At 50.2% G+C, this 21,365-nt stretch carries 14 protein-coding genes; all 14 read left to right on the top strand.

Features of this window, described 5'->3' with window-relative positions; genetic code table 11:
- Window positions 1-15: 15 nt before the first annotated feature.
- Window positions 16-2,673: a hypothetical protein gene (locus tag ABD931_RS28170; protein WP_345271418.1), complete on the top strand. Its 2,658-nt coding sequence runs from the start codon at window positions 16-18 to the stop codon at window positions 2,671-2,673.
- A gap of 58 nt (window positions 2,674-2,731) precedes the next feature.
- Window positions 2,732-4,870, top strand: coding sequence for a beta-N-acetylhexosaminidase family protein (locus tag ABD931_RS28165; RefSeq protein ID WP_345271417.1), 2,139 nt, complete (start codon window positions 2,732-2,734; stop codon window positions 4,868-4,870).
- Window positions 4,871-4,899: 29 nt separating this feature from the next.
- The gene (locus tag ABD931_RS28160; protein ID WP_345271415.1) at window positions 4,900-6,012 is read left to right on the top strand and encodes a TolB-like translocation protein; all 1,113 of its coding nucleotides are present in this window, start codon (window positions 4,900-4,902) and stop codon (window positions 6,010-6,012) included.
- A 27-nt stretch (window positions 6,013-6,039) separates the two neighbouring features.
- On the top strand, window positions 6,040-7,194 hold the full coding sequence (locus ABD931_RS28155) for a c-type cytochrome (protein WP_345271414.1): 1,155 nt from the start codon (window positions 6,040-6,042) through the stop codon (window positions 7,192-7,194).
- Between the two features lie 222 nt (window positions 7,195-7,416).
- Entirely contained in the window at window positions 7,417-8,091 is a 675-nt protein-coding gene (locus ABD931_RS28150) for an RNA polymerase sigma-70 factor (RefSeq protein ID WP_345271413.1), read from the top strand.
- Between the two features lie 68 nt (window positions 8,092-8,159).
- Window positions 8,160-9,170: a FecR family protein gene (locus ABD931_RS28145; protein WP_345271412.1), complete on the top strand. Its 1,011-nt coding sequence runs from the start codon at window positions 8,160-8,162 to the stop codon at window positions 9,168-9,170.
- Window positions 9,171-9,190: 20 nt separating this feature from the next.
- Entirely contained in the window at window positions 9,191-12,709 is a 3,519-nt protein-coding gene (locus ABD931_RS28140; RefSeq protein WP_345271411.1) for a SusC/RagA family TonB-linked outer membrane protein, read from the top strand.
- Between the two features lie 13 nt (window positions 12,710-12,722).
- On the top strand, window positions 12,723-14,168 hold the full coding sequence (locus tag ABD931_RS28135) for a RagB/SusD family nutrient uptake outer membrane protein (RefSeq protein WP_345271410.1): 1,446 nt from the start codon (window positions 12,723-12,725) through the stop codon (window positions 14,166-14,168).
- 57 nt (window positions 14,169-14,225) lie between these two features.
- Window positions 14,226-15,392, top strand: a complete 1,167-nt coding sequence (locus ABD931_RS28130; protein ID WP_345271409.1) for a YncE family protein — start codon at window positions 14,226-14,228, stop codon at window positions 15,390-15,392.
- Between the two features lie 74 nt (window positions 15,393-15,466).
- Window positions 15,467-16,099: a NanQ anomerase/TabA/YiaL family protein gene (locus tag ABD931_RS28125; RefSeq protein ID WP_345271408.1), complete on the top strand. Its 633-nt coding sequence runs from the start codon at window positions 15,467-15,469 to the stop codon at window positions 16,097-16,099.
- Between the two features lie 16 nt (window positions 16,100-16,115).
- Window positions 16,116-17,108, top strand: coding sequence for a D-2-hydroxyacid dehydrogenase (locus ABD931_RS28120; protein ID WP_345271407.1), 993 nt, complete (start codon window positions 16,116-16,118; stop codon window positions 17,106-17,108).
- 188 nt (window positions 17,109-17,296) lie between these two features.
- Complete coding sequence (locus tag ABD931_RS28115) at window positions 17,297-18,427, top strand: zinc-dependent alcohol dehydrogenase family protein (RefSeq protein ID WP_345271406.1); 1,131 nt, start codon at window positions 17,297-17,299, stop codon at window positions 18,425-18,427.
- 2 nt (window positions 18,428-18,429) lie between these two features.
- Window positions 18,430-19,905, top strand: a complete 1,476-nt coding sequence (locus ABD931_RS28110; RefSeq protein ID WP_345271405.1) for an NAD-dependent succinate-semialdehyde dehydrogenase — start codon at window positions 18,430-18,432, stop codon at window positions 19,903-19,905.
- Window positions 19,906-19,961: 56 nt separating this feature from the next.
- Window positions 19,962-21,218: an MFS transporter gene (locus ABD931_RS28105; protein ID WP_370469366.1), complete on the top strand. Its 1,257-nt coding sequence runs from the start codon at window positions 19,962-19,964 to the stop codon at window positions 21,216-21,218.
- Window positions 21,219-21,365: the final 147 nt, after the last annotated feature.

Here is a 21,365-nt window from a genome sequence, read left to right as displayed (position 1 = left end):
TTAACCCGACACGTCATGAACAATAAATATTATAGTGCAAAATGGTTTCTTCTTCAGGTCACGGTAGCATGGCTGCTTGGTTACCATGTTGCCGAAGCCGCCACGGCAACGCCGGAGGTCTCGGTAGTAATTGACAAGACACCTGGTGCTGCCGTGGCGCATGGCCTTCATAAAGTAACCCAGGCATTACAGGCTAAACGCATTGCCTTTGAAACTGTCAGCGCTACGGACCAGGCCCGTGGAAAGCTCTTGCTGGTAGCCGGGCTTGCGACTGGAGAGGGAGTGGCGGCCCGCCTGCTGAAGGGCCGTGCGGTACCTGCGGAGCCTGAAGCGTTGACCATCTGGAAGACAACCCTGGCAAAAAAACCGGTTTGGGTGGTTGGCGGCTCAGATGACCGCGGGCTGATGTATGGTCTCTTAGATATTGCCGACCGCATTGGCTGGAGTACGGACCGGAATGCCCCCCTGCGTGAGGTGAAAGAAATAACCGAGAAGCCGGCGGTAAGTGAGCGCGCCATGTCTATTTACACGATGAACCGGGCGTACTGGGAAACCCGGTTCTATGATGAAGCCTATTGGGCACGTTACCTCGATATGCTGGCGCAGAACCGGTTCAATACCCTGGTTGTGATCTTCGGCTACGAAAATGGGGGCTTTCTAGCCCCGTGTTTTCCTTATTTTTTCGATGTAGAGGGGTTCCCGGACGTGCGAATGGTAGGCATCAAACCGCAGGAACAGCAACGTAACCTGGCGGCTTTCAACCGGCTGATCAACATGGCGCATGACCGGGGCATCCGGTTTACAGTAGGCATTTGGGACCACATCTACCGGGGCGGTGTACAAGGCGGTGGTATTCCGGGAACGAAGGACGCACCCGATCAACCCGTACCCGGTCTGGTCTGGGGCGTCACGGCCGACAACCTGACCGCTTACACGAAGGCCGCCCTGGCCAAGTTTGTCAGACAAGTGCCGGATCTGGACGCTATTCAGTTCCGGATGCACAATGAATCCGGCCTGAAAGAGGGCGAGCAGGAAAGTTTTTGGGCTGATGTCTTTCGGATGATGAAGACGACGGCTCCCAATCTGCGGCTGGACCTGCGGGCCAAGGAGTTACCTCAGTCGGTGATCCAAAGTGCGCTGGATATCGGCGTACATTTCCGGATCACCACCAAATACTGGATGGAGCAGATGGGTATGCCGTATCATCCCACCCAGGTTAATCCGGATAAGAGCCCGATTCGTCATAGCTATGCCCACCTGCTTCGGTATCCCCAGAAGTATAAAATCCACTGGCGGCTTTGGAATGGGGGCACCTCCCGAATCCTGCTGTGGGGCGATCCGGAGTATGTCCGCCGGTTTGCCGAAAGTACACATCTTTATGATGGCGATGGTTTCGAAGTGAACGAACCTCTGGCGACTAAAATGGAAGCCCAGCCGCATGATGCCCCGCCCTTTGCGCTGCTGAATCCGCCCTATCGCTACTACGATTGGGAATTCGAGCGGTACTGGCACTTCTTTCAGGTGTTTGGCCGGATCGGCTACAATCCGGATACCGATCCGGCCGTCTGGCAAAAAGAATTCGAGCGACGGTTTGGTGCGGCAGCCGCTCCGGCCATCGAAAAAGCCCTCCACCAGGCCAGCTGGATACTCCCCCGCATTATCGCTTCCAGTTACCCGTACACGAGTTTCCCCACCACCCGGGGCTGGGCGGAAAAACAGCGGCTCGGCGATCTGCCTGCGTTTGCCAAAGCCGAGCTGAGCGATATGGCCCAATTTGCCAGCTTTGATGAAGAAGCCAAACTGCGTATAGAAAACGGTGAAACCGCCAGAATACTGCCAACTGCCAATAGCCGGTGGTTTAAGCAGACGTCGGACGCAGTGGATAAGCTAATTGTCGAAGCGGAAAAAGCCACCGGAAAAAATGCAAACAAAGAATTTATATCGACCATAACGGACCTGAAGATCCTGTCCAGGCTGGCACTCTACCACGCGAGCCGCATACCGGCCGCGGTTCAGTACCGGATATATGAACGTACAAAGGATGTAGCGGCACTGACGGAGGCCATTGCCGGTGAACGAGCCGCCGTTGACGCCTGGCGGCAACTGGTAGCGGCCGCTGGCGATGTGTATACGGATAACCTGATGCTGGGGGTCTGTGTGGCCGATCTCTGCGGACACTGGAAAGATGAACTGACGGCACTGGAAAAGGGCCTTGCCGGCCTGGAACAGAAGCGAAACAGCATCAAGTCTGAGATGAGTTCCGCCAAAACTACCGCCGTTGCTGAAGCAGTAGCCGGTGTGAAACGCCAGGCCGGACTAATAAACAGCCAGCCTTTTCAGATTATACATCAACCCATCATCAGCGCTCCGGCCGGCAAGCCTTTACTCGTGACGGTAAAGGTGAATGCACCGGCGGGGGTCAAATGGGTACGGTTACGGTACCGAAATGTAAATCAGGAACTGGACTACCAGACACTGGCCATGCAGCCGTCCGGACAAGCAGGAGCGTATAGCGCCACGGTGCCGGCCGAACACATCAATCCCACCTGGGACTTCATGTACTTTATCGAAGTTGTGGACAAGAACGGAGCCGGCCGGATATACCCTGATCTAAACAGGGAGACACCTTACCGGATAGTTAAATTGGTCAGAGTGAATCTGGCTGAGAAGTAAGGAGTAAAGCAGCGAATCAGCCTACTGGAAGTAGCGCCTTGATGAACCAGGAATAATCATGAAAAGAACCCTTTTATCCTTACTTATCTGTTTTGCCGGATTTACCCTGGTGAGTTTTGCCCAGACCGTCCGTATCCAGCAGCCTGACAGGGCTCCCCAGACCATGTATGCGGTAGACGTACTCAAGAAAGCTTTGGTCAAACAAGGCTATACCGTTCAGGAGAAATCAGCTGAGTATCTGATAAACCTTACGTTGAACAAAGCGAAAGCAGTCCCCGAGTTGTATTCTATAGCACGGCAGGGACGAACCCTGACGGTGGCCGGCGGAGACGCGAAAGGCGTAATATACGGCAGTCTCTCGCTGGTTGAAGACTTACGAAATGGCGTATCGCTGCAACACATAAAGCCGCGCAGTGAACAGCCCAATTTACCGTTTCGGGCCATCAAGTTTAATTTACCCTGGGATACCTACCGGCACAGCTACGCCCTCGACTTACACAAAGAAACGTCCAGAGATCTGCGTTTCTGGGAAGCGTTTCTGGACATGATGGCCGAGAACCGGTTCAATGCCCTCACGCTCTGGAACCTGCACCCGTTTTCGTTCATGATCCGGCCGACCAATTTTCCGGAAGCCTGTCCGTTCAACGACCGGGAACTGGCCGACTGGCAGGCGTTTTACCGGGGCCTTTTCCGGATGGCAAAGGAGCGCGGCATTGATACGTACATTGTCAACTGGAACATCTTTGTAAGCCCCGAATTTGCCAAAGCCCATCAGGTGGCCCTCGATAACCTCGACCATAAAATACACGCTACCGGCGATACCTCCGAAATCATCAGGCGGTACACCCGTGAATCCGTCACCCAGGTGCTGAACGAATACCCCGACTTAACGGGCATTGGCTTTACGCATGGGGAGGGTATGTGGGGCATGACTCCACAACAGCGCCAGGACTGGTTTACCGAAACCATTCTGGAAGGTATGCGGCTGGCGAACCGGAAGGCCAAGCTGATTCACCGGGTTCCCCTCTCGGCCAATCTGGCCCTGGGAGGATCTACGAGCGTAGATACGGAACAGTTGACCCGGAAGGCTATGGAGAAGCTGGATTTCCTGGACGGGCCGATCTGGACGGAAATAAAATTTAACTGGTCGCACGCTTTTTCCTCACCCAGGCTGATCAAAGTACATGGCGGGAAGCTAAACGACACCTATTTCAAACCGGAGCCGAAGAATTATAAAATAGCCTGGATGGCCCGCAACGAAGACTTCTTTTGTCTGCGCTGGGGTGTCCCCAACTTTATTCGGGAACATATAGCGACGAATACCCAGAGCTACGTGGGTGGATACTTCGTAGGCTCGGAATGCTACATTCCGGCAGTAGACTATTTTACCAAACCCGGTCAGCAGGTCGACTGGACGTATGCTTTTCAACGGCAGTGGCTGTTTTACAAACTATGGGGACGGTTATTGTACAATCCGGCTACGCCCGATGCGGTGTTTACCGCCGAGTTTGCCCGGCGTTACGGTAAAGGGGTCGAAAACCTACTGGAAGCTTCTGCTCTGGCCGGAACCACGCCGTTACGCCTGGCTTCTTCCTTTGATTTTACCTGGGACTTTACGCTGTACAGCGAAGGGTTCATGGCGCTCAACAAGAACAGCATGGATTATATTTCGGTGGACCGGCAAATCAGTCAGCCGGCCGCAGACCCGAACTATGTTTCTGTCCTGAATTATGTCAGCACCCTGTCTTCGGGCGGCTCCTTTGATCCTGCGAAGGTCACCCCTGTAAAACTAGCCAATCAGTTGGAGCAGGACTGTAAGAAAGCGCTGGCTTTGGTAAAGGATGTTAATACGGATAAAAATACCTCGCTACGGTATGAGGTGGCCGACATAAAGGCCTGGGCAAACCTGGGGTTGTATTTCGCCGAAAAGTTAAGAGGTGCGGTAGCCCTGCAAACGTACCGGCTGAAAGGGGCAGAAACCCGGAAAGAAGAAGCCGTAAAGCATTTGCAACAGGCGTTAGCCTATTGGGATGAGGTGATTGCCATCACCCGTCCTCTGTATACCGACATGCCCCTGGTACATTATAGTGAGTCAAACGATGCGCTGCGGTTTCACTGGGAAAAACTCAGACCCGATGTAGCCAAGGATGTTGAGATTGCCAGGAAGGCCACCGTAATGACCGCCCGTAAAGACTAACTGCTGCATACCCCTAAATCCTTAACTATATGAACATCTGGACCATTTCGTTATCGTTATACCTGGCGGTGGGCGCATCGGCAACGGCCGGATCACCACCTGCAAAATTCGTTGCTTACAACAAAGCAAGCCTGTATGGCGATGATACACCCAAGAAAAGGAAAGCAGGCAGTCCGCTCGCCAGCTTACCAAAAAACATAGAAGTGCTGACCAACTTCGGCGAAAGAGCCGATTTTTCGCCCGATAACAAGCAAATTGCGTTTATGGCCAAAAGCTTCGGGGATGCTATGGTGCTTGATCTGGCGACGCGGCAAATCCGATGTCTGACCTGCAACGTACCCGGAACGGCCTTTCTTCGGGTCATGCACCTGTCGACCGGCGATTACATACTGATTGGGCCTGAAAAGTTCGAAGACATCCGCATTAGCCGGTCAAGAGATAATGAACTCTGGTATTTGAGCAAGGTTCCTGGGTCTAAGCCAATAAAATTTGGGATGAAAATGAGCGAAGGCATGGCTATCTCCAAAAAAAGCATGAAAGTCGCCTTTTCGCAGGTCCATGACCAGGTACCTGAAATCCCTAAAGGGTCGTCCAGAATTTTAATGGCCGATGTGGATCTTTCGGGAGGAGTACCGAAGCTCGTCAACCAGAAAGTTGTGTATGAAAGCGCCGAGTACCCGCTTGAGGCACAGGACTTTTTTGATAACGATACCAAAATGACGTTTGTCCAGTACGAGCCGGTTAGAGATGCATCAGGCAATTCGACGGGGCTAAATGCCTCAACAATGACACTTGATCTGAAAACCAATGAGGTGATCAATCATTCGAAAAAGCCGCAAACCTATAACGAAGTCGAAGGCATTTTTCCGGACGGCAAGTATACGCTGGTGGAAGCTGACCGGCAGTGTGATTGGCTAGGAGGCAAGCGTGGCCCTTCCAATATTGACATCTGGAAACTCAAACTGGACGGTACCGGTAAAGACTTTGTCCGACTGACCAACTTCAATGATTTTGAGGGCGGCAAAGCATCAAACCCGGTTGTTTCTACCGATGGGAAGTACATGGCGTTTCAGTTGGCGAATACCGCCGATCCGGCCGGGGTTGGCTACGGCCTCCTGCTTTACAAGTTTCAAAAGCCCTAACAAGCGATAAAACTCCGTTGGTGACAGATGAAAAAAGTTCTGGTCAGCCCTTTATTTATCTGGGTAGCGGTAGTCAGCTTCAGACCGTTAAGTATAGGGAATGAGGCCCCAAAAGTTGACATCGATATTTTAGAGGGAAACACGACTTTCTATTTCCCGGAAAAGCCTATTCACTATGTTGTTCGGGTAGTCGATGCAGAAGACGGAAGCCTAGAGGATGGCCGGATCAGTCCCGATCGGGTAACGGTACGAATGGATTACGTGTCCGGGCGTTTTGATAGCACGACATCCGTAGCAGCGGCTCGTGTTCCGGATGAACTGCCTACCCATGCTGTCGCACTGAGGCTCATTGCCGAAAGTGACTGTCGGGCGTGTCACAGTATCAACAAACCGGGCGTTGGCCCTACGTATGAACGAATCGCGCAGAAGTATAAAAGCGATCCGGGTGCAGTAGACCGACTTGCCCGGAAAGTTATTGCCGGCGGAAAAGGGGTGTGGGGGGAGGCTACCATGAGCCCTCATCCACAGTTATCCATTGATAATGCTTCTGCCATTGTAACCTATATCCTAAGCCTATCGGAAGCCCGAAGCGCCGGAATCAGGCTGCCTGTTTCGGGTAGCTACACACCGGTAGCTGCTGAATCAGAAAATGGTGAGGGGTATTACCGGCTTTCGGCTTCGTATACGGATAGAGGTACGCAATCGTCGGGACCTGTTAAATCCGAACAGGTTAAGCTGTTTCGAAGTCCGGTTCTTTTACCGGAACAAGCTACCTGGCGAAAATCTGTTGAACCGGCTTTATCTGGAAGCCGGTTCTATGAGGCCATTGGCCCTGATTCGTATCTGAGGTATTCGCATCTGGATATGACCGAGATAAGCCAGTTGGTAATCAAGGCTACAGTGTCTAAAGAACCTGTTCCGGGAGGATCTATTGAAGTACGACTGGACTCGCTAACAGGTAAATTGATCGGTAGCGGGTCCTTAGTAAAAACCAGCACTTCTGCTTCAATCAACTCCGCTCCCCTGGCCGATAAGCGTATAGGAATCATTTTAGCGCCGGCTGTGGGTATCCATGATGTCTATTTCCTCTTTAAAAATCCACACGCTTCTCCTCAGCAGAGACTCGCGCAGGTCGAGTCTCTTACATTCAAGAGCGTAACGTCCGCATCAGACAATCGGTAGGTCAACACCTGTTTTCATGTGTGTTTGTTTGGCTTTTTTGCACTTATGAAAGGTTGTGTAGACGCATATCGCAGGAAAAGTCAATATTTTACAAAAAAGTTTAAAAATGACTAAGTGTTTTTAGGGTACTTGTGCGTCTTAGTTATGAAACGCGCTAATGCCTGCCGGACTTTTTAGTCAAAGCAAAATTCGTCAGTTAATCAGCTTACCCTACGAACCAAGATGAGCTATAAACAGCCGCTTAATGGCCACCCATCGATAGTTATGCCGACAATTCGTAGGGAAGTAGCCCAGGATACAACTTTGTTAGAAAGACCCCACTTGGATCCTGACCTGTTTATTCGGAAGACCTTTGAGCAAGATGCCGACGCCGGCATCAGCCTCTTATTTCGTCAGTATTACTCATTATTATGTAGTCATGCCGTTCGTTACGTTTCTTCGAAGGCTATAGCGGAAGATATTGTGTCGGATATTTTCTACGAATTTCATATCCAACATCGGTACAAAACCATTAGAAGTTCGTACCAGGCTTACTTGTTTTTAGCGGTACGGAACCGATCTTTCGATTATATACGCAATGAAATGCGTCAAAGTACATCGTTGGAAAATGCTGAATTCATTCCAGCCCACAGTACACAAAACCCGGACTCCATTACTCAATACGAAGAATTATACCATGATGTGGAGGATGCCATCAATGCTATGCCGATAAAACGGCGTCAGATTTACATCATGCACCGGTTTGAGGGAAAGAAATATCAAGAGATTGCGGAAGAATTAAACCTTTCGTTACGTACGGTTGAAGCGCATATCTATCAGGCTATTCACCAAATTCGGGATGCTTTACGAAATAAATGGTCATTTCTACTTGGCTTACTTGTGTGGATCGGGTACTGAACGTATTGATAATCAATCTATGTGTTTTAGGAAAGTAAAACTTTCCTATATGTAAAAAGCATCTACACATGAAAACGCAAGTATCAAAAGAAGCCCTTTTTACCTACTTTACCGGCCGGGCTACGGCGCTGCAAAAACAGCAGATAGATGAGTGGGTAAAAGAGGATCAGAATCTGGAATTCTTTATCCAGTGCTTAGTATTATGGGAAGCCCAGAACCAGCAGTTTGATCCGGATGCGGATGCGGCTTTGGAACGGCATAGACAGCGTATAAATAATGACGTTATACAACCTGCCGCAGAGCCAGTTTACGTTAGTCATCAACCTGCCCGTTGGTCGTTTCCTTCCTGGTTTGGTTGGTTTATCGCTGCTTCCGTCACTATAGTCTTGCTCTTTACCGGTACGCAGGTAAAAGAATACCTGCTCTATACATCTTATCAAACATCCTTTGGTGAGACCCGACGTCTGCTATTGTCGGATGGCAGCCAGGTTACCCTTAACGCAAATTCACGATTACAGGTACCCCGATTGGGCTTTGGTAAAAAAACGCGAAACGTGAAGCTTACCGGTGAAGCCGACTTTATGGTAAAGCATCTGCCGAACCACCAGAAATTCATTGTGCAGACCGATCGAAACTTTGAAGTCGTAGTACTGGGGACTGAGTTTTTGGTAAACACGCGTGAGTCCGGCCAAAAGGTGTTGCTCAACACGGGAAAAGTGCAGCTGCTCTACAAAGAAGGCCAGACGACCAAACAGCTAACCATGAAGCCGGGCAATTTAGTGACCTTTGATCGGGCAGGGCACGCCAACTTAAAACAGTCACCTGATCGGCAGAACTACCGAGCCTGGAAGGAGCACCGGTTAGTCTTTGATCAGACATCATTGAGGGAGGTAGGGATTTTGTTTAAGGAAACCTATGGTATCCACCTGCAATTTGCCCATGACTCCTTAGCAAAATGGACAATTTCCGGGGCGTTTACGGCCCAGAATTCCGACGAGCTGATTGAAACCATAACCAGTGCATCAAACCTAACCTACGAACGAAAAGGAGATACACTCTATATAACGCAGGAACCTTAACCAAATAAACCCTAAATCCGATGGAAAAATCAGTACGTATTCTACTCCTCTTCGGAGTAGTCATGGGCAGTGTACACCCTGGGTTTTCCCAGACGCTTGCCCGATCCCAGCCCATTCAGTCTAAGGAGACAATAACAAAAGCCGCTCCTCAGCGGCTGAAGGAAATCCTCAGAAAACTTCAGACACATTACGCGACCGACATCCTGTTTTTTGATCGTAATGTAGAAGGCCTGATGGTCGCACCGGATGTGATTAATCTGAACGCAAAAATTGAAGAGAATCTAACCATCATTCTAAAGCCGTTTGGTTTACGCTATAAGAAAGCCAGGAACGGAGGATACATCATTGTGGGCAAAGAATCGCCGGGTAAAGAAGAACCTGCAAACGTCCGGTTTCCGGATACTTCACAACTAACCCCACTACGGTCCGAGCCTAACCCAACTAGTCAGCAGATCCCGTCACCATCGATTCAGGAAGGTGGAATCGCCCATACACAAAATGCCGATATTACCGTCCAGGGAACGGTCTCCGACGAAAAAGGCGAGGGACTGCCGGGTGTTAGTATCCTGCTGAAAGGGACGCAGAAAGGAACGACCACCGATGCCGATGGCCGCTACCGAATCGACGTGCCGAACCCGGCGGCTACCTTAATTTTCAGTTTTGTGGGTTATGCATCACAGGAAATTGTTGTTGGGAACCGCACCAGCCTGAACGTGACGCTGGCCGTTGATAATAAAACCCTGAGTGAAGTGGTTGTGATTGGCTACGGTTCGGTGCAAAAGAAAGATTTAACGGGTTCAGTCGCTTCGGTAGGTAGTAAGACAATTCAGGATATGGCTGCTCCGCGCATCGATCAGGCCCTGATTGGCAAAGTGGCAGGGGTGCAGGTCAAACCCGTATCGGGCGAACCTGGTGCGGCTCCGCAAATCAGAATCCGGGGAATTGGTAGTATCTCGGCAGGGGCTGGGCCACTTTACGTAGTGGATGGCTTCCCGATCTCCAGCATACAAAACCTGAACCCGAATGATGTTGAAACCATTGATGTGCTGAAAGATGCGTCGGCAACGGCTATCTACGGATCAAGGGGGGCTAATGGCGTCGTTATTATTAACACCAAACGGGGTAGATCGGGCAAAGCCGCCATCAGTTTCAACTATCAGTACGGTTTTCAGAAAATCGCCAAAAGACCCGTGCTGCAAACAGGCCTGGAAGAAGCCCAGCATTATTACGACGGAGTTCGTAACCGAAACCTGGATGAAGGAAATAATGTATCCGGTGATCCTCTCAAATGGAAGGCACCCGTTCCGCAAACCATTCTGGATGTTCTTTCTGGTAAAATAACTACCAATGAAGATCCGCTGGATGCCATTCTGCGCACAGCGCCCCAGCAACAGTATCAGCTAAATGCCTCGGGGGGTACTGAAAACATGCGCTACGCCATCAGTGGCGAGTACTTTGATCAGGATGGTATCATTCTCAATACCAATTTCAAACGGTATTCGGTTCGGGCGAATTTCGACGCTAAACTCGCGCCGAAACTCACCATGAAAGTCAATTTGAATCCCTCGTATACCAATAAATTTAATGTGGGTGGAGCGGGGCCCGAAGACGTAACTACTTTTTCGGATAACACCAACAACCCGCTGTATAACGCTCTGGTCATTCCAACCTACCAATCCCTGTTCAATCCGGATGGCAGTTATTATCCCTTCGGCAACGGATTGGATGCCGTTGTGACCAGCAAAAACCCGTTAGCCCTGGCTAATGAGGTAAAAGCCAGGCAGAAAGGGATTAGCTTTCTGGGAAACACATTTCTGGAGTATGCCATCCTGGATAATCTGAAGGTCAATGTCATGCTGGGCGTCAGCCTGATGAGTATTAAGGGGAGCTACTTCAAACCCCAGATGGCCGCTTTTCTGAATGAGCTGGCGTCGGGTACCGACAATGCCTCGCAACGGCTCAACTGGATTACCGAAACGACCATGAACTATACCAAAAGCCTGGGTAAACACAACTTCACCGGCTTGTTAGGGTATACAACGCAACGGGAAACGATTGAATCCAACACCATGACCAGTAATCGGTATCCGAACAATCTGGTGCCGACGCTCAGTGCAGTGAGCGGTCTGTTGACGGGCGGCTCATCCAATGTGGCCGAGTGGTCGCTGCTGTCGTATCTGGGGCGGGTGAATTATAACTACAACAGCAAATATTACGTAACGGCATCACTCCGCACCGATGGCTCGTCCCGATTCGGGGCGCAGAACAAATACGGGGTTTTCCCATCATTTGCGCTGGCCTGGCGGGTTTCCGACGAGAATTTCATGAAAGATTTCCGGTATATAAACGAATTAAAGCTGCGAACCAGCTACGGCAAAACCGGCAATAATAATATCGGGAACTACGACCATATGGCTACCATTAACTACGAGAAATACACGCTTGGTGGCATCGGTATAGGAGGATACTCACCGGGCCGACTGGCCAACCCGAATCTGACCTGGGAAACCCAGCAGCAAATCAATGTCGGTCTGGACCTCAGCTTTCTCAACAACAGACTGGCGCTGACCCTGGATCATTTCCGATCTAAAAATACCGACCTTTTATTAAACGTAAACATCCCCGATATTACGGGCTTTAATACCGCCTTGCAGAACATTGGGGAGGTACAAAATACGGGTTGGGAGGTCACGCTGAACTCGGTAAATACGCAGGGCGCTTTCAAATGGCAAACAGCCCTGAACTTCTCGACGTATAAGAACAGAGTAACGCGCCTGGGACCCTCCGGCGACCCCATTATTTCAGGGGGCAATATCACCATGATCGGCCAGCCCATTGGCATGTTCTTTGGCTGGCTGACCGACGGCATATTCCAGACTAAAGCGGATCTGGATAAAGGACCGCTCTGGAATCCGGGGGGCCGCGATGCCTCGCGGGTGGGAGATGTTCGGTTTGTGGATGTTAGTGGCCCGAACGGCGTACCGGACGGAATTATCAACAGCTTCGACAAAACCATTATGGGTTCACCCTACCCTGATTTCTATTACGGTATGACGAATAGCTTCTCGTATAAAAACCTGAGCCTGAGCATTAGCTTACAGGGTGTACAGGGCAACAGCGTACTGGCTTTATCCAGAGAGCAACTGGCCAACAACCGCGCCCGGTTCCGTCAGTATGCCATTATGAATAACTACTGGAAATCCGAGTCAGAGCCGGGCAATGGCTATTCAGTTCGCCCTAACGATGTACCAACAGGTAACTTTAGAGGCACCTACAGCCAGCGTTGGCTGGATGACGGCTCCTACCTGCGGATCAACAATGTAGCCTTTGGCTATGCCCTACCTGATGAGCTGGTCAGAAGACTCAGACTGAGTTCGGTACGGGTATCGGTGACGGCCAACAACCCGTTTCTGTTTACAAAGTTTATTGGGTTTAACCCCGACGTTAGCCGTAGCGACAGCCCCCTTACACCCGGCAATGAACGCTATGACTATCCAACCGCAAAAAGTATCCTGTTTGGCATAAACCTTGGCTTTTAACCGCTTCGTTACTATGAAAAAGACAATATTTATGGTTGTGCTGGTCATGCTGCTGACGACCGCCTGCCAAAAGGATTTTATTGAAATACTGCCCGTTGATACCGTAACGGTTGATTTGTTGTACAAAACGGACAAAGACTACCAGGATGCCGTTATCGGTATCTATGGGATCTTTCAGGCCCAGTACGCCAACATGTATTACTTCGGCGATATACGTGGGGATGACGTCTGGGATGAACTGGTAAAAGGCACGGCGGGTGCAGTGGATAATTTTACGCTGGCCAACGACGACGGCTTACTGATTAGTACCTGGCGCAATTATTACAAAGCCATTACGCGGGCTAATACGTTGCTGGAACGCATCAACACGGCCGATGCCGCTTTGGTAAGCAATAAGAACCGGCACATTGGCGAAGCCGAGTTTCTGAGAGCGCTGGCCTATTTTGATCTGGTCCGGATTTTTGGGGATGTACCCATGGTCACGAAAACCTTAAGTATTGAGGACTCCTATAAAACGCCCCGCGAAAAGGTGGACAAAATCTACGATGAGGTCATCATTAAGGATTTACTCGATGCCGAAAGTAAACTACCCGAGAAATACGCAGGAGTCGATGTAGGCCGGGCCACCAAAGGAGCCGCCAGAGCGCTCCTGGGGAAAGTGTATCTGACTCGTAAGGATTTTACCAAAGCAGAAGCCAAACTACAGGAAGTAACCACTATGGGATATGCCCTGCTGCCGAACTGGGCCGATCTGTGGGATTACACGAAAAATGAACACCATAGCGAATACATCTACGATATTGAGTATGAGCAGGGCTTGGGAACGCTGGGCAGCATTTACACCAACCGGTTTACCCCGAAAGTTACGTCCATGATTGCATTCTACGGCATTGCGGGATCGGTTGATGATCAGAATACACCCCACCAGGTGCTGTTCGATTTGTTTGAAGCCAAAGATAAACGCAAAGACCTGACCGCTTCGCGAGGGTACACCGATGCAACCGGAAAGTTTATTCCGCTGCTGGTTTCCTCCAACAATATGTCGGCTTATACCCGGAAGTATATCGTCAAAATCACAACGGCCAACGACAGCCCGGCAAACTGGAAAGTTATTCGGTATGCGGATGTTTTGCTGATGCTGGCCGAAGCTATGAACGAAAACGGTAAAACGGCACAGGCCCTGCCTTATCTGAATCAGATTCGCACGCGTGCCGGCCTCGACGCCCTGCCGACAGACATCACCCAAACGGAATTGCGCAATCAGATTGTCCTGGAGCGCCGTCGGGAACTGGCTTTTGAAGGCCACAGATGGTTCGATCTGGTTCGTACCGGTCAGGCCCTGAACGTGATGCAAAAATATGGTATGAAGCCACACCACGTGGTATTCCCTATCCCGCTGGCTCAGATCCAGTTGATTAACAATCCGGCTATATTCCCGCAGAACCCGGGGTATAATTAAGCCGGTATTATCTTTCCTAAACGTAATGAACCCTTTGACCCTCTAAATAACGGTACCATGAAGACGATCAAACAATCATTTCTGCTGCTCTTGTGCGGTATAGTTTTTATTTCTGCTTCCGCCTGGATCACCTTATCTGCGGATAAGCTAGTCAACTATGCGCCTAAGCCGGCCCCCAAAGTACAACGATTACTATATGTAGCGACCCCCGGTATTCGCAATTACCTGGGTTATGGCGGTCATGGCATACAGGTCTTCGACATCGACAACAATCACAAGTTTGTAAAATTCATCAAAAACCCCGGCGGGATCATGAAGAAAGGCATCCCATCGAATGTGAAAGGTGTCGATGTCAGTCTGGCTACTAATTGTATTTACGTCAGCACGCTGGAAGCCATTCAGTGCATCGATCTGGTCACCGAAAAAATGCTGTGGGAAAAAGAATATGAGGGCGGAGTAGACCGCATTTCGATATCACCGGATGGAAAGATTATTTACGCACCTTCGCTCGAAAAAGCCCACTGGAATGTCGTCGATGCCAAAACGGGGGATGTCATCACCAAAATTGTTACCAATTCCGGTGCACACAACACCATTTACGGACCCGATGGCAAAGAGGTCTATCTGGCTGGTTTGAAATCGACCATGTTGAACATAGCTGACACCAAAACCCATACGGTGTCCAGGCAGGTTGGTCCGTTCAGCGCAGAAATCCGTCCCTTTACGATCAATGGCGCACAAACGCTCGTGTATGTCAATGTGAATGGCCTGCTCGGGTTTGAAGTGGGTGATTTGGTAACCGGCAAATTCCTGCATCGCGTGGTGGTTGAAGGCTGGAATGTTGGGGAGGTAAAACGCCATAGTTGCCCCAGTCATGGCATTGGCCTGACGCCGGATGAAAAAGAACTGTGGTTGTGCGATGGGCATAACTATCGGTTGCATGTCTTTGATAACACGGTGATGCCGCCGGTCCAGAAAACATCGATAGCGCTGAAAGACATGCCCGGCTGGATCACCTTTAGCCTGGATGGTAAATATGCGTATCCGGCAACGGGTGATGTCATCGACGTGAAAACCCGTAAAATCGTTGCCTCGCTGGAAGATCAGGATCACAATGACGTGCAGAGTGAGAAAATGGTGGAAATCCACTTCAGCGGTGGTAAGCCCGTTGCGGCTGGTGACCAGTTCGGCCTTGGTCAGGTAAGAATGACAACTCGGAATTAATGGTTAATGCCGGCATCAGCCTATGGCTAGGCCGTAGGCTGATGCCGGCATAACGTAAAGCTATTTAAAGCAACATGAGGAGTTTCGACAATTACCTGAACCGCCTGCTTCTGCTGGTAGCCTGTCTCTGGAGCGTTGCCGTATATGGTCAAACGTCAGAACAGTGGACTCAAAAAAAGGCTGAGCAGTGGTACAATAAAATGAATTGGTTAGCCGGGCTGTCTGCCAAACCGGCCGATGCGATTAATATCGTGGAATTTGCCAAACGATACCACAGTAACAAAGAAGGTTGGGAGAAAGCATTCGCATTTCTGAAAAACACAGATTTTACCCGGCTCCGACCCGGCAAATACCCCATTGACGACGAAAATGTATTCGCCACCATTACAGAAGGACCACCCCGGGACATTTCCAATTCGAAATGGGAAGCCCATCAGTTATACTCCGATATTCACTTTGTGGTGAAAGGAAAGGAAAAGATTGGGATTATCCCAGCCGAAAAGATTATGTCGAACGTGGCTGAGGAGTACTCCCCAGCCAAAGATATCGTCTTTTATATTACCGACGGCGGAACGTTTTACGTAGCTGAACCAGGCCTTTTTTACATTGTTACGCCAACCGAAGCGCACAACCCCAGTAATAGGGTCGATGGCATAGACGGAGTCAAAAAAGTAGTGGTAAAAGTGCGAACCACCCCATCTAATTAAGGGGGCCTGTGGCTGATTGAATCTGCGTCTACATTTTTCCCTGTCAGGTATTATGCGAGTAGTGTTTCTAGATACAAAAACGCTTGGTAATATACCCAATTTGCATGTGTTGGAAAAATATGGCCAGGTAACCTATTACGAAACTACCCTGCCGTGGCAAACCCAAACGCGAATCAAAGACGCGGATATTGTAATTACCAATAAAGTGGTCATTGATGAGGCTGCTCTGAACGGAGCGCCGGATCTAAAGCTAATCTGCATTGCTGCCACGGGTACCAATAACGTCGACAAAACAGCGGCTGCCAAGCGTGGTATTCCCGTGAAGAATGCCGTAGATTATTCGACCCGGAGTGTTACGCAGGGAACCTTTGCTTTGTTGTTGCACCTGCTGGTGAATATTCCTTATTATGACCAGTATGTAAAAATAGGGGAGTATGCCAAAACAGACATCTTTACCCACTTTGGTCCAGGATTCTGGGAGTTGGCCGACAAACGATTCGGAATTATTGGCCTGGGTCATATTGGCCGCCAGGTTGCTAAAATTGCCGACGTGTTTGGGTGTGAGGTGGTGTATTATTCCACCTCCGGCCAGAATAATCAACAATCGTATAAACGCCTGGAGTTGGATGAGTTTTTAGGCACCTGTGACATTATCTCAATCCACGCTCCTTTAAATGAAAATACGGCCAATTTCATCAATTATGACCGGTTGTCCCGTATGAAAAAATCGGCTATTCTGATAAATGTAGGCCGGGGAGGTATTGTAAATGAGGCCGATTTGGCAAAAGCATTGGATGAAGACCTGATTGCCGGAGCTGGTATAGATGTTTATAGTCAAGAACCCATTCTCCCTGACAATCCCCTGTTGCATGTTAAAAATAAAGCCAGGCTGGCCTTAACGCCCCACGTAACCTGGGCGAGTATCGAATCCCGCACCCTTCTTATGGAGAAAGTAGCACAAAACATCGATGCGTTTTTACAAGACTGTGTCCAGAGGGTTATGGGGTAATAGCATTTATAGTTTAGGGATGCTGTGGATTCCCCCTCCATACTATAGGAGGGGTCAATCTTTTCTTAGCCAAAATCACTAACAAAATTTCAACTGATAAACAGCAGATTCCTGCTCACTTGCCGCATAGGTGAGGGAGTCAATGCCTTTGCGAAGTGAAATTCCAGGCATTAATAGATAAGAGAAGCATGAAAATCAAAGCCGCCGTATTACATGAAATGGGCCTGGATCGCCCCTATACAAACAGCCAGCCGCTGACGATCGAAGAGGTAGACTTACAATCCCCCCAACAGGGTGAAGTACTTGTAAAAATTAAAGCCGCCGGATTATGCCATTCTGACCTGTCTGTAATAGATGGGAATCGACCCCGCCAGATGCCTATGGTATTGGGTCATGAAGCCTCGGGTGAAGTAGTCGAACTTGGTCTCGGTGTACAGGACTTAGCGGTTGGCGACCATATCGTATTCTCATTCCTGCCCATTTGTGGGCATTGTATGCCCTGCATGACGGGTCGGCCGGCCCTTTGTGAAAATGGTCTTGCGTCAAATAGTAAGGGTGAACTATTAGGCGGTGGAGTCAGATTCCATAGCGTTCAGCAACAACAGCCTTTTCACCACCATTGCGGGGTATCCGGTTTTGCAGAATACACGGTCGTCTCCCGGCAATCGGTCGTAAAAATTGACCGCACACTCCCGTTCGAAATTGCGGCCCTGTTTGGCTGTGCCGTCATGACCGGTGTCGGTGCGGTGATTAACACGGCTAAATTGTCGCTGGGCGAGAGCGTGCTGATTACCGGAATGGGGGGGATTGGCTTTGCCGCGCTGTTAGGGGCACTGGCCGGCGGAGCCGGTAAGATAATTGTGGCCGACGTCAACAAAGATAAACTGGACAAAGCCCTTGAGCTGGGAGCTCATGCGGTAGTTGATACATCGCAGCCTGATGCTGTCGAGCAGGTAAAAGATCTGACCGGTGGGGGTGTTCAGATCGGATTGGAATTTGCCGGGGTCGTTGCCGCGCTCGAATTTACCTACAACGCCACCGCCAGAGGAGGTAAAACCGTTACAGCCGGTCTCCCGCACCCCAGCAAAATGATGCAATTGTCTCCTACCAAATTGGTGGCTGACGAGCGAACCTTACAAGGTTCGTATATCGGGAGCTGCGTACCAGCCAGAGATATTCCCGCCTACATTTCACTCTATCAGGCGGGGCGCCTTCCAGTCGATAAGTTACTGACGCATAAGTTGAAACTGGATGAGGTCAATGAAGGATTTGAACGGCTGGCCAAAGGCGAAGCGATTCGCCAGATAATCTATATGTAATCATGATAGCAACAGGCATATCTCAGGATCTGAAGACTTCGATTCACCTTATCCGGACGCAATCCTATATCAACGGGCAGTGGGTAGACGCTGCCAGTGGCGAGAAATTTGATGTGATCAATCCAGCAACCGGCGAGGTCATTGCCTCTGTTACCGATATGGACCGGGCGGAGGTGAAAAAAGCCATTGATGCAGCTCATGCAGCCTGGCCGGCCTTCCGCGACCTGACCGCACATGAGCGTGCCGGCCTGCTGAAACGCTGGTATGCGTTAATCCTGCAGCACAAAGAGGAACTGGCCACGCTGATGACCATGGAGTGCGGAAAGGTGCTTAGCGAAAGTCTGGGCGAAGTAGAGTACGGGGCCGGCTTTATCGAGTGGTTTGCCGAAGAAGCGAAGCGAATTTACGGGGATGTTATCCCGTCGCACACCCGGGACCGCCGACTGGTGGTTATCAAACAATCCATAGGCGTAGCCGCTACAATTACCCCGTGGAATTTTCCGCTGGCCATGATCACCCGAAAAGTAGGACCAGCGCTGGCGGCCGGGAGCCCTGTTATTGTTAAACCGGCTACCGAAACGCCACTAACTGCCTTAGCCCTGGCAGCACTAGCCGAGCAGGCCGGATTTCCACCCGGTGTTTACAATACGGTAGCTACGTCAAAAAACAGCGAGGTAGGCTTGGAACTGTGCGAAAACAAAAAAGTCCGGAAGCTGTCGTTCACGGGCTCAACCGCAGTAGGTAAGCTCCTGATGAGCCAGTGTGCACCGAGTTTGAAGAAACTTTCGCTCGAACTGGGCGGTAATGCCCCATTTATCGTATTTGATGATGCCGACGTTGATGCCGCCGTGCAGGGAACCATAGCGTCGAAATTCCGGAACAGCGGACAGACCTGTGTTTGCGCAAACCGGATTTTCGTTCAGGAGAAGGTCTATGATGAGTATGTAGAGAAACTCGTTCAGGCCGTCTCCGCGCTTCGGGTAGGAAATGGCCTGGACAAAACGATACAGATAGGCCCCCTGATCAGCGAAAAAGGAATGGCCAAAGTGAAGAATCACCTGGAGGATGCCGTGGCAAAAGGAGCTAAAATCGTGGAAGGAGGAAACCACCTGACGGGATTGTTCTTCCAGCCCACCGTGCTGACTGACGTTACAACAGAAATGATTATGACCCGCGAAGAAATATTCGGGCCGGTAGCCCCTGTTACCCGCTTCAAAACCGAGGAAGAAGCCATTCAACTGGCTAACGATACCGACTATGGGCTGGCCGCTTACTTCTATAGTAGGGATGTTGCCCGTTGCTGGCGCGTAGCCGAGGCACTGGAAAGCGGTATGGTCGGTATCAACGATGGCATGGTTTCTACCGTAGTCGCTCCGTTTGGCGGTATAAAGGAATCCGGGCTTGGCCGCGAAGGCTCCAAATACGGCATGGATTATTACCTGGAAATTAAGTATCTGTGCTTTGGTAATATTAAATAACCCTAGCCCGCTCGGACCTTGTCTTACCCTTTCCTGCTATGACTAAACCAACCCTCATGGAAACGACCGATAGCGTCGACAGTCGAAAAGTACCTCCTTCTGTTTTACGGCAATTGTTGCAAATACCCGTCATTGTAGCGGCTCTGGGCTATTTTGTTGACATATACGATTTGCTGCTCTTCAGCATAGTCCGAATTGAAAGTCTGAGAGCACTGGGTGTGGCAGAATCCAGGGTGCTGGAAGAAGGTGTTTTCCTGATCAATATGCAAATGGGCGGGCTGCTGATTGGTGGAATTTTATGGGGCATCCTGGGGGACAAGCGGGGGCGAATTTCGGTCCTGTTCAGCTCGATTCTCATTTACTCCCTGGCCAATGTGCTGAACGGTTTGGTAACCAGTGTTGACCAATACGCGATTCTCCGGTTCATTGCCGGCATAGGGCTCGCCGGTGAACTCGGTGTCGGTATTACCCTGGTCGCCGAAATTCTGCCGAAAGAAATCCGGGGATACGGTACGTCTCTGGTAGCCTCCGTAGGCATGATGGGGGCCGTTCTGGCTTACTTTATTGCCGACTCATTCGAGTGGCGCATCGCTTACTTCATAGGGGGCGGACTCGGACTGTTACTGTTACTCATGCGCGTGAGCGTGTTTGAGTCCGGTATTTTTGCGGCCGTAAAGGAAAAGCCGGTTTCCAGAGGCAACTTTTTTTACTTGTTTACCACCCGCGAGCGCTTTTTCAAATACCTGCGCTGTATCCTGATCGGGATTCCTGTCTGGTTTGTCGCCGGCATTCTCATGACGTTTTCGCCGGAATTTGGTCAGGCGCTTAAGCTGGATACCCCTATAGTAGCCGGTAAAGCAGTTATGTGGGAGTATGTCGGGCTAACGATCGGTGATCTGTCGAGCGGTCTGCTCAGTCAGTATTTTGGCAGCCGGAAAAAAGTGGTACTGCTGTTTATGTCCCTGGCCGGCGTCCTGATTGCCATCTACCTGTTTGTTCCTTTCCAGTCCGCTACCTTTTTCTATGGGTTATGTGTCCTTCTTGGCATTTCAGTAGGCTATTGGGCCTTGTTTGTCACCATAGCTGCGGAACAGTTTGGTACCAACCTGCGGGCAACGGTAGCTACAACGGTACCCAATTTTGTCAGAGGGAGTATCCTCCTTATGGCCCCGCTCTTCCTGGTTTTAAAAGATCAGTTTGGCATTTTACCGGGAGCAGGATTACTTGGGTTGCTGACGCTTACGATTAGCCTCCTGGGCCTCTGGCAGATGGAAGAAACGTTTGGGAAAGACCTGAATTTTCTGGAGAAATAATTAAAAAAACTCAGCATATAATGAAGTGGACACAAGAGGTCAACCCGCTCGACAGTATTGTACTTTCTGCCCTGGTGGCGGTCGCCCCCATCCTGTTTATCTTCTGGGCGCTCATCATCCGCCGGATGAAAGGCTACATGGCTAGCC

Source organism: Nibrella viscosa (assembly GCF_039541875.1).
GTDB classification, from domain to species: Bacteria; Bacteroidota; Bacteroidia; order Cytophagales; family Spirosomataceae; genus Nibrella; species Nibrella viscosa.
The sequence above is the reverse complement of the archived record's forward strand: the minus strand, read 5'-3'. Positions and strand labels throughout refer to the sequence as shown.